Here is a 14,258-nt window from a genome sequence, read left to right on the forward strand (position 1 = left end):
TATAACAACTAATTGATTGGGACATTTTATTATGGAAGCGAGGTCTAGCAATCACATGGACTATACACTGGAACAATCTGTTGGATTCATGCTGGGTTTCACACATCGTAAAGCTGTAGCTTTACTTGCAACGCGATTCAAACCTTATGATATTACGACAGAGCAATTTTCTGTTCTCTTTAATGTTGACCGCGGTGAAGGTGTTAATCAGAAGGAGCTCGCTGCACGTGTCTTCAAAGACCAACCCACCACTGCGCGGATTATTGATCTGCTTGAGAAAAAAGGCTGGGTAGAACGCCGGACCAGCGAACAGGATCGCAGAGCCTATCTGTTATATCTCACCACGGAAGGCAAAGCGTTAATTGATATCCTCGTTCCGATTGAAAGAGAAATGAATAAAGAACTTGCTGAAGGTATATCCGAAGACCAGATGGAAGCATTTAAACATACTCTTTCCCTCATTAACCGCAACTTGTAATGAATCACAACTCAGGGGGAATACATCATCATGAAAGAACAATCTACACAACAAGTTAGACTATGGACCACCGATTTTATACTGCTGATGCTGTGCAACTTCTTGTTGTTCTTGCAACTGCACATGATCGTCTCTCCGCTTCCGTCCTACGTTCAGGAGCGATTTCACGCCAATGCATTTGAAGTAAGTTTATTCACCTGTCTGTTTGCACTAAGTGCTATTGCAGCCCGTCTCTATTCCGCTAAAGCACTGGAGAAGGGCCTTCGTAACGCCATGATCTATATAGGCCTGTCCGTAGCCCTGCTGGCAACGCTCGGCTATTATTTTGCTGCCGGTATAGCTGTACTCTTGTTGCTGAGAATGTTGTTTGGTATCGGGTTTGGTATGAGCAGTACCGCTTTTCCAACGATGGCCTCGGACATTGTGCCCGTTAAACGAATGGGTGAAGGTATGGGTTACTTTGGTCTATCGACTAGCCTGGCTATGTCTATGGGGCCAATTATTGGGGTCACTCTGCTACAGGGTTCTGGATTTGTAACCCTCATGTTATGTACTGCCGGTGTCCTCGCTGTGATCTATCCACTGAGTTATTCGCTGACACGTAAAAAAGCAGTCAGAACCGATAACAGTACAACCATCATGCCACAAGCTACAACAAGTGCTTCAGGGTCCAACCCGAAACAAAAGACACCTTTCAACCGCAAGCTGATTCTGCCCAGTGTGCTGAATTGCCTGTTATCCATCACCTATGGTGGACTTGTCGGATTCATCGTTTTGTATGGCAAGGAAGCCAATCTGGCCAATCCTGCGCTGTTCTTTTTGTTCAATGCACTCGCCGTGTTATTGGTTAGACCATTTGCAGGACGGATTTATGACAGTAAAGGTCCAAAAGCACTGCTCATTCCAGGGGCAATATTCGTTGCTGTTGGCCTCATTTTGCTCTCGTACGCAACCTCCATGTCTGTCCTGTTCATTGCTGCCTTTATCTACGGAATCGGTTATGGTTCCATGCAGTCGTCTCTGCAGACCTGGATGATTCAAGTTGTATCTCCTACTCAACGGGGTATGGCTAATGGTATGTTTTTGAACTCGCTGGATCTGGGTATTGCGACCGGTGCCCTTCTTCTTGGCGCCATTGCGGCCATAACCAGTTATACCGATATGTATCGATATTCCGTGATGTTTATGATTCTGTTCTTGCTTATATATCTGATTCAGGGAAAACGAAGCGGCAGCTTCTCCATTGAACCTCATGCTCTGCTCGCTCATACGCATATACCTGCAACAAATACAGGTCAGCCTAAGGATTCGGAACATAATACGCAAGATACCAGTAATAAGAAATAAACCAGTCAATGGGAGTGTACGATTACGAGGTTTATTCTGATGATCAAGAAAACGCGTTTACACCGAGGATGCATACTTTCTCAGGCGTAAACGCGTTTTTTATGTGTTCATGGTATTCAATTAAAGATAAGAATGAATTGTCGGCTAATACCATCCATCTAGAGTGGACTTTTCTTGCGCCGTATAGGAGCATAACCTCGACTCGTCTCAATCCGATCGATATGCCGTTCATCCTGTTTATGTCCGCTTCCTGAAGTAGGTTGGTCTCCCTTATTGGGTTTGACCGCAAATAAGGTGAGCAATGCCCCTACAGCTCCAGATGCGGCGAGCACACCAAAAAGCCAAAAATGTTGGGTGCCAATCAACAGAGATACAACAGGAGGACCTAGCGATACACCGATGAATCGCATGCTGCTGAACAAACCCGTAATCGTACCACGCTGTTTCTTGTCTACTCCCTCAGTAATAAGGGCATCCAGACATGGTAAGGTTGCTCCTATTCCCGCACTTCCTAATGTGAACAATCCCACCACAACGAAGATATTATCGAAAATTCCAATAACACCCAGCGAAACGGTTACAAGAACAAGTCCTGCGAATCCGAGCCATTTCATGCGAGGCTTACTCTTTCCAATCCACTTTCCTCCGAAAAAGGAAAAAAGACATAAGGCTGCCAACGGAATCGCAAGTACAAGACCTTTTACGACCCCTTTCATGGCGAACTCGCTCTCCAACGTCTCGGATAGATAATAAAGCACACCAAAAAGAATAAACATGCAAATTCCACCGATTGCAAACAAGGCGTATAACCATCGTCCTTTTTCTTTCAATACGTCCCGAATGGAAGCCACAAATTCCGTAAAGGTGGGTGGCTTTTCTTTTTTCTTGGGAGACTTCACCAAGAAAATAACCAGAATCACCGAGATTAAACACAATACAGGAATAGCCATAAATGGTAAAAACCATAGCCAAACAGCCAGTGCTGCACCCAAAATCGGACTTAACACTTTACCAAACGTATTCGAGGTTTCAATGATTCCCAGGCTTTTGCTAACCTGATCTTCATCATTGAACATGTCCCCAACCAATGGAATGACAATAGGGAATGCGCCGGCTGCTCCAACCCCCTGCAATAACCTGCCACCCAAAATGGTCCAGTAAGCTACATTTCCATCCAGAATCCATGCACCTACACCAGCTACAGCACCCCCGACGGCTGCAATGATAAGGCTGGGAATAATGACTGCTTTTCTGCCAAAACGATCAGACAAATACCCTGCGAGTGGAATAAGCAGGATGGCAACTACAGCGTAGACTGTAATAAGCATACTGACCTTGAATGCAGATACCTTCAATTCACGTTCAATCTGTGGCAAGATCGGTATAAGCATGGAGTTACCCAAGGTCATAATTAAAGGGATGGAAGCAAGTGCGACGAGGTCCCACTTTTTATCATTCATACCACAACCACCTTTACAGATTCTACACACAACAGCATTATTGTGCTTGTTTCGGAGGTTGATTATTCAGGATATGCTACAACTACAACAATCTAAAGTGCCGTAACGCTGCTCCACCTTTGAAAATAATATACAGCTCATTCACCTTATGTGGGGCCTCAAGCGAGCACTGGACTGTTGTCCACTTGATATCTTTCCCATTCACACTGCCTCCAGGTCCAGAAACTTCACATACACCAAGCAGTTCGCCCTCCAGTCCTCCGGAACGAATCTCCAGACTGCCCTCTTCCCCAAAAGCTGCCACTCTGGCTTCAAATCCTTGTACTTCTTGAACAGCATTATGGTTGAAAGCGATCCAGGACAACTGCGCCTCTTGATATAAGGGTTCTTCCCGAATGATTGCCCGAACTGCCGAACGCCCTTCCAGACATTCATCCAGTAGAACACCTGCACAAGCATCGTAATTTTCGGCAAAGGTAAGCAAGTGCAGCGGACGATCAGGAATTGTCTCACCTTCAATTTCAATATCAGCCGACTGACGTATATCTGCGGAAGAACGCCCTGCCAGGATGGACCAGGTCGCTGTCTCCAGGCAGTATCGATCTCGGGTAACATCCCATAGCACCAGCTTCTGAACAGGGACTTCGAGACTTATCGTAACACGCGTCCCTGCTTTGACATGAACACGACGGAAAGCAAGGAGTTGCTTCTGAGCACGTTTCACTCGGGAGGTATATGAAGAACCATAGATCTGTACGACTTCATCACTGTCACGTTCACCTGTATTGTGTACCTCCACTTCAATCTTCAATTGATCTGGGGTGGTGGATTCCGCCGAAGCACTTCGACTTACACGAATCGCTTCGTATTCGAATGCGGAATACGTCAGGCCATGACCAAATGCATATTGAACCGGTCCTTCATGATACATATAAGTCATGCCATTCTGAATGATGTCATAATCCATCATGTCAGGAAGCTGTGATTCGTCTTCATACCATGTCATATTCAATCTGCCTGCCGGGGCATAATGACCTAACAGCACATCTGCAAGCGCGTTCCCCAATTCCTGACCTGCATGTGTCATATAAATGATTGCGCGGGCAATACCTTTCAACTCCTGCAAGGCAAATGGATAACTGCCCATAATGACAACCACTGTATTGGGATTGGCTTCACACACGGCTTTGACAAGCTCGACCTGACTCGGCGGAAGCAGAAAACTTGGGCGGTCAATTTCTTCTTTGCCGTTGATATATGGGCTGTTGCCAACAACAACGACAGATGCCTGACTGCCACGTGCAGCTTCTACGGCTTGTTGTATTCCGCTGGTCACAATATCAATATTGAATGCAGAAGGTCTCTGTGTATTGCCTGGTGATTGACTTGCGTGTCCAGAGTCACCAATATCATTCGGGTTTGTATCTGTAGCTGTAGTTTGTTCTCCATGTGGCCGGAGTGGTGATACAGCAGACTGTCCCTGATATTCGCTCAGTCCAACAGGGGTACCGTTCCAAGACCGCAAGGTGTTACTTCCATCCGTTAGAGGATCTATACGAACAACTTCCTTCACAAACCAGCCACCAATCTCCGGTGCGTTTGCCTGATACATGCCTTGCTCGGTTAAGCTAACGTATCGATTATTGTTCACACTTCTCAGCGTATGACTTCCCCAACCCCAATCCTGATGTTCAAATTCGGCGGCTGTAGGTACACTGGCTTCCGGTACAGCGACGAGTGTACCTTCCGCACCCAAGGTTATAACCTGACCATCTGTTGTCTTCAGCTGAATACGGTCATTCCCATCGACATAGGTCACGTCTGCTTCAGGTAGCCGATTGCGCAATCCATCGAGGACGGATACACGATAAGGCAGTGTGCCACTGTACCAATCGGTGTAGACAACATCCGCAAGTGGTCCAATCACACTGATTTTCTGCAACACTTCTGGCTGCAACGGAAGCAATCCATCATTTTGGAGCAAAACAATCGATTCGGCAGCGGCACGATAACTAAGTTTGGCATGTTCCGGTGCACATAATACCGACTCGGGAATAGACGCATATGGATTGAGCCCGGACAGATCCAGTTGTCCAAGTCGCATTCGCACACCAAAGATGTTGCGGATGGCTCTGTCCAAATCAACTATTTCCAACAGATTCCGGTCAAGAGCCTCCTCCAGAGCAGATACAACAAGATCAACTTCATCTGTAAGACAATCCACTCCTGCCTTCAATGCACCTGCTGCTGATTCGGCATGACTGGTATGATAACCATGATAGTTCACCGTCTGTGACAGGTCTCCACCATCACATACAATGAAACCTGGCATCGCCCACTCACCCTTAACCACATCATTCACATATGGACTTTCAATGGCAGGTGTACCATTGATGGAATTGTAGGCTGTCATCATGGACAAGGCTCCACCTTCCACAAATGGTGTCTCAAATGCTTTTAAATAATATTCACGCAGATTGCGCGGATCGATGCTGGATGAACAATTCAGCCGATCTTTCTCATTATTATTGGCAAAAAAGTGTTTCAATGTCGCGACCATTTTCAGATAAAAAGGATCATTTCCCTGCATTCCTTTGACGAGAGCTGCCGACATTTCTCCCGTGAGGACTGGGTCCTCACCATACCCTTCTTCTGTTCTGCCCCAGCGTGGGTCACGTTCCAGATCAACCGTTGGTGCCCACAATGTTAACCCGTGAACCTCAGGATTACGGTGATGGTATGCCCTCGCTTCATCGCCAATGACTGAACCAATCTCCCGCATGAGCCTTGTATTCCAGGTACTTGATAGACCGAGCGGTTGCGGAAATACCGTTGCCTCCCCTTTCCATGCAACCCCGTGAGCAGCTTCGCCCCCAACGTTGTAGGCTGGAATGCCCAGTCTTGGTACAGCTGCTTCGCGTGTAGGAATTAGTCGGATCTTCTCCTCCGTTGTCAATCGTGAAATCAGGTCATCCAATCGTTCCTCAAGTGAAAGTGACGCATCCCACATTGGGTATTGATGATACTCCTTCATCCTTCATTCCCCCTGCGAATTAGTTAAGTCCAAGTTGCTTCCATTGCTCCAGTAAATCCAGCGTGCGCTGGCGATACTTCTGACCATCTTCAGGTTGATTGACCTGATGTTCATGAACGTAGGCATTAAAATAGGAAGATAGTATTCGGTAGGCAAGCCTGCGTGCCTGTCCTTCAACAGATGAGTCCAGAGGACGATCATATCCTTCATGAAAATTCACCGATTCTGTCGACAATATGGCTTCAAACTCCCTGTCGGCAAACATGGATCGATCTCCGTCAATGATGGCCGCAATGTTTAGCTCACCATTTTCCTGATGAACAAGTACATTTGCTTCCCACAGGTCATTATGAACGAGTACCGGACGGGTCACTTGATCAAATAAGTCTTTATTTTTGATGAAAATAGCGGCGATCTCTTCTCCCACACCTGACATATAATCGGCTTGTGCCGCTTTAAGTGCCGTTTCTTCTGCAAAAGAGTGAAGCACCTCGGACCATTGATCCGAGCCTCTAATCGTCCCATCTCCCTGCGGCCACCCAAACGATGCCCCCTCGATCTGATGCATGATAGCGGTATAGACGCCAAGCTGATGATACAATCGCTCTTTGTCTATGTCTGAAATTGATGCGTGATCCAGCTGCTTACTCGGGATAAATTCCATAAACATGTACGTTCTTGGAATGATTGAACTGCTGTCATCACAGGCGATAATGTTTGGAGCAGGAATGCCTGCCTTACGGTAATATTCATACACAATCGGTTCAGCCGCCATCATCGTACGTTCAAAAGAAAAGAGTGGGTCACTCGCAGAACCAGCCGCCATCTCTCCCCGCTCTGGAGCCAAACGTAAAATCACATCCGTATAGGATGTATGTTCAAGGTGAATCCGATAGGTTGTATTAAAAAGTCCACCTTGCAGGAGACCAAACTCCTTCACTTTGGTATCGCTTCCAAAATGAATTTCTACCAGTTGATGCAGCATATCTGCTGATATCGTACAGTGCAAACCCGAATTCATTGTACTCATTTCATTCAATCTCCTATCATCGTAGACAAACAGACGGCACCTTTCGGCACCGTCCTTTTCTTTTACTATATCATGTTACAGTTGGATTGTAAGCGCGTTTGAGCCAGTTGCTGCCGTAACAACAACACCATTTGCACCAGATACTTGGGAACCACCTTCAACGCTGGATACACTCTCAATGCCGCGAAGCACCAAGCTCCATGGTTTGCCTGCACCTTCAGCACGAACCTCCAGCACTGATCCATTACGTGTAACGTTAACTGTCAGCTCCTGTTCAGCCGCTTGGTTCACAACGATAGCTTGAGCCGTTTGACCGTCAGCCAGTTCGAACAAGTGCAGGGACACCTCATTCGCAAAGTCGTAATCCGGTTTGCTATCCACCGCACCTACAGCGATCAAGCTGTTTGGTTTGACCATCATTGGCAGTGTTTTGAAGTCATGGTTTTCACTGATCCAGCGTCCACCTTGTACTTTCGCTCCTGTCAGATAGTTCGTCCAAGTTCCTTCAGGCAGGTAGTAACGAACATCGCCTTCCTTGTTGAAGATTGGAGCCACCAGAATCGAATCACCAAACATGTATTGCGTATCCAGGCTGTATGTTGTTGGGTCCTCTGGGAAGTCCAGCAGCATAGCACGCATCATCGGAATCCCTTTTACCGTTGACTCCACCGCAGAATTGTACAGATACGGCATCAGGCTGATTTTGAGTTTGGTAAAGTCACGAACAACGTCCACGGATTCCTCGTCAAACAGCCAAGGCACACGATACGAAGTACTGCCATGCAGGCGGCTGTGTGAAGATAACAATCCGAATTGTACCCAGCGTTTGTATACGTCAGGGCTCGCTGTGCTTTCAAAACCACTGATATCATGGCTCCAGAATCCGAAACCGGAAAGTCCCAGTGAAAGGCCACCGCGAAGTGATTCAGCCATGGATTCATACGTGGAAGAGCAGTCACCGCCCCAGTGAACCGGGAATTGTTGCCCACCTGCTGTTGCAGAGCGTGCAAACAGGGCAGCTTCGTTTTTGCCAATCTTCTCTTCGAGCAATTCAAATACAGCTTTGTTATAGAGCTGTGTGTAATAGTTGTGCATTTTAACCGGATCAGAGCCATCGAAGTACACAACATCTGTCGGAATTCTTTCACCAAAGTCGGTCTTGAAGGAATCTACACCTTGATCAAGCAGGACTTCCAGCTTGCTCTTATACCAATTCACAGCATCCGGATTCGTGAAATCAACCAGAGCCATACCTGCTTGCCACATATCCCATTGCCATACGCTGCCATCCGCTGTTTTAACCAGATAACCATTCTCCATACCTTCATCGAACAAGTAGGATTTTTCTGCAATATACGGATTGATCCAAGCACAGATTTTAAGCCCCTTTTCTTTCAGACGTGCAAGCATGCCTTCCGGATCCGGGAACATCGCTTCATCCCATACAAAATCAGACCATTGGTATTCCTTCATCCAGAAGCAGTCAAAATGGAATACAGACAGCGGAAGATCACGTTCAGCCATGCCATCTACGAAATGGTTAACCGTTGCTTCGTCATAATCCGTTGTGAATGATGTTGTCAGCCACAGACCAAATGTCCATGCTGGTGGAAGCGCTGGTTTACCTGTTAATTTCGTATAATTATCAAGTACATCCTTAGGATTGTCACCGCCGATAATGAAGTATTCCAACGTCTCGCCCTCTACGCTGAACTGAACTTTGGATACATTCTCGGATGCAATCTCGTATGATACGCGTTCAGGATGGTTTACAAATACGCCATATCCTTTATTGGACAGGTAGAACGGAATGTTTTTATATGACTGCTCACTGCTTGTACCGCCGTCCTCATTCCAGGTATCTACGATTTGGCCATTCTTAACAAACGGCGTGAAGCGCTCACCGAGTCCGTAAACGTATTCACCAATACCGAGATCAAGCTGCTCGCGGAAGTATGCTTCCTTGCTTGGACCTGTAATATAACCAGCAGCTCTTTGACCGCTACCTGTAATCCGTTTTCCTCCATACAGGAAGCTAATGTCCCAACCGTTTGTTTTGTCGATTTGAACTTCCAAATTGCCGCTTTTCAAAACAGCACCTTGTTCATTTTTTGAGATCTCAACGTTGGCTTCTTGTGTGTTAAGCTCAAATACAGGCCCTTTTTTCACGCCGCCTTTATGGTGATTCAGAGTTACACGAATAACGTTAGGCATTGGTGAGCTGTACGTTGCTTTCAGCAATGTACCGTTCAACGTGTCGCCTTTGGAACGAATATATTTAGTTGCCGCATATACGGTCACAGAATTCTCTTTTTGCACAATATCACGAATGTCAGTCGGGTTTTGAATCTGGTACCCTTCACGAGTCATCCAGAATCCATCAGTAAATTTCATGTTTTCTTTCCCCCTTTGGTTATATTATAATAATATTGATATTAATAACGAATTTCTTCTCTTATTTTGACCAAATATATCACGATTTTGATAATAACTACCCGATTCTTGAACATCATCACCAATCTATGGAAACGATTACATTAATAATGATACAAAAGGAGAATCTGATATGGAACGTGAACGATTACGGGAAGACCGGATTCACGGCAATGCCATGTATCCCGTCAGTGTGTACCCGGATATTCAACAACTGAACGGGGATAGCATTCTCGATTGCCATTGGCATGATGAGATGGAGTTCACCATGGTGACCAAGGGCCGCGCCGTCTTTCAGATTGATATGAACACCGTTGAGGTACAAGCTGGAGAAGCCATTTTCATCAATCGAGGGGAGATCCATGCGGGCTACCTGAAGGGTGAGGTTCCCTGCGTATTCTCTTCCATTGTGTTTAATCCAGAGCTGCTCGGCAGCCGCACCTTCGATACGGTACAGGAGAAATTCATCGGTCCACTGGTACGTAAAACAGTGATTCCCCCTTTTCATATCAAGGCAGATGGGGATTGGGGGCAAGAAATTCTGGATCATCTGAAACGTATATTTGCGGATCATGCTACCAGAACAGAAACGTGCGAAATGTCAACAAAAGCGTACCTGTACCTCATATTTGCCCGAATGTTCGAACACATGAGATCTGCTCCGCTCAAAGGCACCGTGACTACAGGGAGTCACGATAAGATCGAGCGACTGAAATCCGTACTCGGTTATATTCACAAACGGTATCCTGAACCTCTGAAACTAAGAGAACTGGCCGATGAGGCCAATATGAGCGAAGGACACTTCTGCCGTTTCTTCAAACAGATGGTGCAGAAAACCCCTGTTGATTACATTAACTATTACCGTGTTCAACAGGCCTGCGTTCAGCTTGAGAATACGGATCACAAGATTGTTGATATCGCCATGGATGTGGGTTTTGAGCATCTAAGCTACTTCATCACTACATTTAAAAAGCATAAAGCCACTACACCTTCACAGTATCGCAAAATGTTCTATGAGAACGTAGGAATGGAATCTGCCCTGGTTCAGGTGTAAAAGAAGAAGGTGCTCACAGCTCATCAGCTGCAAACACCTTCTTTATCAACTTCCAATTCCCAAGAACTAACAAGATAAGGTTCCGAGTCACGTTGTCTCAGTTAGAACTCATTTCATATGCTGCTACAAGCATTGCGCTAAGGAGTTATTGATGTCTCACTTTTTCAGCGTCTTCCATGAAGTGTACTCATGTACGGAGAAACCGTTAAAGGACGCATGTACTGAAGCCATTTTTTCGACCAACTTTAATTGTGCTTCCATATAAGCAGATCCCTCTTCATAAAAAGTAATGAAGTCGCCTTCCTTACTTTGCTTTGTTTCCACGGCGATCGAGATCGTCTTGCCGAGCAGAGCTGCTTCTGCAAGTTCATCCTTCGCTACACTATAGATTGCAGTAGCTGTATCGCGGTAAGCCATAATGGTGATGGAATCAAACTTGCGAATCATCCAGCTGCTCACGGCCATCGTGGAACCCGGAATTTTGTAGTTATCGAGCCAGAAAGGCAGATCAGCCGCTACCGGCATCTTCATCCGTGATGCTCTCTCAACAATATACTCCACATTGCCTTGCCACTGGGTAATTACACTGGCCTGATTGATTTTCCATTGTGGGTGCACATGTGGCTCAATATCCAGATGAATACCAGCAAATTTCTCATTGGACAACGCCTGCGCCTGATATGCCTCGATCCAGTCCAGGAAGGATGCAATCTGCTCCCGACTTTCCGTCAACCCCCAGGCTGATCTTCCATCCATGACGTCAACCGCAATGTTCTTGGCTCTCGCCTGACGGATAAAACTTTTATACTCAGGAAGCTTTATATCCCGGTTCAACTGCAGATAGATCGTATTGATCTTGTTCGCTGTAGCGTAACTTAACACCTCTTGAGGATTACTTCGGATCTGGGTGGTATCCCATACCCAAGTCGCTCTCACTGGCACATCAAGTTCTCCATGAATCGTTGCATAACTGTCGACTGAACCATCCGCAATGGCTTTGGAAGAACAGGCTGTACTCGCACACAGGATCAAACAACTCAGTAATAAGATAAAACGGTAACCCCTTTTGCTTTTCATATTTGTACACTCCCTCTGAAGTTATCAGCTCTGACGTGCAAATCTGGATGAAATTGTGTCGTTTCATATTCATTTAATGGATACTTATTAGGTACGACGAATTTGGATTGCTTTTATATGCAATATCATCTTTAAGACTTACTACGAAAGAATCATATAACTATATTTCGGGAATTCGTAGTTCTGTATGTATAGTTCAAAAGTCACAATTATTCATTATTTTCAAATTCGATCCTTATTTCAGCATGACTTCAGTCATTATTTCCATATGTACACCAAGCTCCGGAAGACCTAGAAAGCGTTTTCTCCCAAAACACACTAAAAAACCGCCCTAAGGCGGCTTTATATGGAACCCTATTTAATGATGTCTTGTCGACATTTCCGTTCATTCATTACCCGATGGAGCTACGGGTGTATTCTTAACCACTTCATCGAAAAGGGACACCAGTTCAATACCTTCTGCCGAGATCCGCACAAGCCCCTTGTCGGACAAACGTAATTCCGGAATCACAACCAGCGCGAGCAACGAAAGCGTCATGAACGCATTATTTAATGTACATCCCGCGGACCGTAAAGCTTCACTGACTGCTGCCGATTGGGCTGCAACGACTTCGAATGGCTCGGTTGACATCAAACCTGCAATCCGTAGCGGGAATTCGGTTACACCTGCTGCCGTTACCACGGCGACCCCGCCCTGCATACGAATGACGCGATTACCGGCTTCAGCCATTAGCGCATCATCATTACCGATAATCAACAGATTGTGACTATCATGAGCAACCGTCATCGCAATCGCTGCAGGTGATGTGAAGCCGATGCCTCCAACAAGCGCTACCGCTCGATTCCCGGTTTGTTTATGACGCTCCAATACCGCAATTTTACATACTTCCCCTGAAGTTGAAACCACAACCTTGCCGTTCTCTACGGTGACTGGCAGGTGTTTCTCCTTTGTATTCACATGGTTCTCTGTCACATGAATGATTTTGGCACCAATGATCCCCTCTTGAATCGGCGCAGCCAACTCCAGATCTACTGGCTGAATATTAGCTTCTAACTTCACCGTGTTCAGCGCTTCCTCAGGGTACGTGAAGCTGTCCCAGACCGCCGTCATCTTCCCATTCTCGGCTACAACTTGCCCGGCAGCAATCGTCATACCCACACGTACATCCGCCAACCGGCCGTCCAGCAGAATAATATCGGCTATATTGCCTGGAATAATCGCTCCAATGTCGCGCGCAACACCAAAGCGCTCAGCCGTGTTAATGGTTGCCATCTGGAAAGCCGTGACCGGCTTCACCCCTTGGGAGATTGCGAGACGAACAACAAAATCCATATGTCCTTCTTTGAGCAGCGATTCAGAGCTTCGATCATCAGTCACCAGCATCATCCGGCGTGTATCCAGACCAAGCTCAGTGCAGGCTTTGATTGTCTCAGCCACATCATGCCATGCCGAACCTTGGCGCATCTTCGCGTACATCCCGAGTCGCAGACGTTCAACCACATCTTCCTTGGTCACACATTCATGATCCCCTGTAACGCCACTCGCTGCGTAGGCTGGCAGACGCCAGTCATCTGCAGCCCAGGTGAAATGACCGTCTGCCACTTTACCTGCCCGGAGGGTTGCCTGTATCTCACCAATCATCGTCTCGTCCCCATAGACTACCCCAGGGAAGTTCATCACTTCACCAAGACCAATCATGTCTGGACCCCAGGAAAGAGCCTCAGCTACCTCTTCAGGTCCGATATAAGCACCTGTTGTCTCCAATCCTGGATGCGTGGAAGGCACACAGGAAGCCACCTGCATATAAGCAGCCATCGGTGTGGTCCGTGCTTCATCCAGCATCAGTCTCAGACCTTTCAGACCAAGCACGTTGGAGATCTCATGTGGGTCAAAGAAACCTCCGGTCGTGCCTGAAGGCAATACCGCTCTCGCAAACTCGGTTACTTTCATCTGTGTACTTTCAATATGGCAGTGTCCATCCAGCAAACCAGGAGCGATATACTTACCGTTTGCTTCAATAATCCGGGTATGTTCTCCAATGGTGTGGCTTACATCTTTACCAACATAAGCGATTCGAGCTCCCTGTACAGCTATGGACATCTCAGGCAAAATCTCACCCGATATCACGTTTACCAGCGTACCTCCCCGAATGACCAAAGTCGCTGGCAAATCTCCCCGTGCTGTAGCGACCAGATCAGGTACACAATCGGCCATAAGTGGCCGTTCAAAAGATGATTTGTTCATTTTGTTGCCTCCTTTAATAAACGATCCAAAAAAAATATATTGTTACGATTATATGAGTCCGGACTTCATGTGTAAAGAAAAATCACATCGATTGTGCTTA

At 46.4% G+C, this 14,258-nt stretch carries 9 protein-coding genes; 3 read left to right on the forward strand and 6 right to left on the reverse strand.

Translation table 11 applies throughout. The features are described 5' to 3' along the window. The first annotated feature begins 31 nt into the window (after positions 1–31). Positions 32–478, forward strand: a complete 447-nt coding sequence (locus tag QF041_RS09765) for a MarR family winged helix-turn-helix transcriptional regulator (RefSeq protein ID WP_235200756.1) — start codon at positions 32–34, stop codon at positions 476–478. A gap of 30 nt (positions 479–508) precedes the next feature. Beyond that, positions 509–1,825 carry an MFS transporter gene (locus QF041_RS09770; protein WP_307413794.1) on the forward strand — a complete coding sequence of 439 codons (1,317 nt, stop codon included), beginning with the start codon at positions 509–511 and terminating at the stop codon, positions 1,823–1,825. Positions 1,826–1,983: 158 nt separating this feature from the next. Here the strand turns inward: QF041_RS09770 and bcbE are convergent, their stop codons facing one another. The 4 genes from bcbE to yicI form a co-directional block, all read right to left on the reverse strand. Continuing rightward, positions 1,984–3,285, reverse strand: a complete 1,302-nt coding sequence (bcbE, locus tag QF041_RS09775) for a bacillibactin exporter BcbE (RefSeq protein ID WP_307413795.1) — start codon at positions 3,283–3,285, stop codon at positions 1,984–1,986. A gap of 82 nt (positions 3,286–3,367) precedes the next feature. After that, positions 3,368–6,319: a glycoside hydrolase family 3 C-terminal domain-containing protein gene (locus QF041_RS09780; protein WP_307413797.1), complete on the reverse strand. Its 2,952-nt coding sequence runs from the start codon at positions 6,317–6,319 to the stop codon at positions 3,368–3,370. Between the two features lie 19 nt (positions 6,320–6,338). Next, positions 6,339–7,349, reverse strand: coding sequence for an aminoglycoside phosphotransferase family protein (locus QF041_RS09785; RefSeq protein ID WP_307413798.1), 1,011 nt, complete (start codon positions 7,347–7,349; stop codon positions 6,339–6,341). 75 nt (positions 7,350–7,424) lie between these two features. Continuing rightward, positions 7,425–9,743, reverse strand: coding sequence for an alpha-xylosidase (gene yicI / locus QF041_RS09790; RefSeq protein WP_307413800.1), 2,319 nt, complete (start codon positions 9,741–9,743; stop codon positions 7,425–7,427). A gap of 172 nt (positions 9,744–9,915) precedes the next feature. Between yicI and QF041_RS09795 the strand changes: the two genes are divergently transcribed. After that, a complete protein-coding gene (locus QF041_RS09795) occupies positions 9,916–10,836 on the forward strand; it encodes a helix-turn-helix domain-containing protein (protein ID WP_307413802.1) in 921 nt (306 codons plus the stop codon). Between the two features lie 156 nt (positions 10,837–10,992). On the opposite strand, the gene QF041_RS09800 is transcribed toward QF041_RS09795, so the two are convergent. Together QF041_RS09800 and QF041_RS09805 are read right to left on the reverse strand one after the other, a co-directional pair. Then, positions 10,993–11,913: a hypothetical protein gene (locus tag QF041_RS09800; RefSeq protein WP_307413803.1), complete on the reverse strand. Its 921-nt coding sequence runs from the start codon at positions 11,911–11,913 to the stop codon at positions 10,993–10,995. A gap of 385 nt (positions 11,914–12,298) precedes the next feature. Then, complete coding sequence (locus QF041_RS09805) at positions 12,299–14,158, reverse strand: adenine deaminase (protein WP_307413805.1); 1,860 nt, start codon at positions 14,156–14,158, stop codon at positions 12,299–12,301. Positions 14,159–14,258: the final 100 nt, after the last annotated feature.

The organism is Paenibacillus sp. W2I17, from assembly GCF_030815985.1.
In the GTDB taxonomy this organism is placed as follows: domain Bacteria; phylum Bacillota; class Bacilli; order Paenibacillales; family Paenibacillaceae; genus Paenibacillus.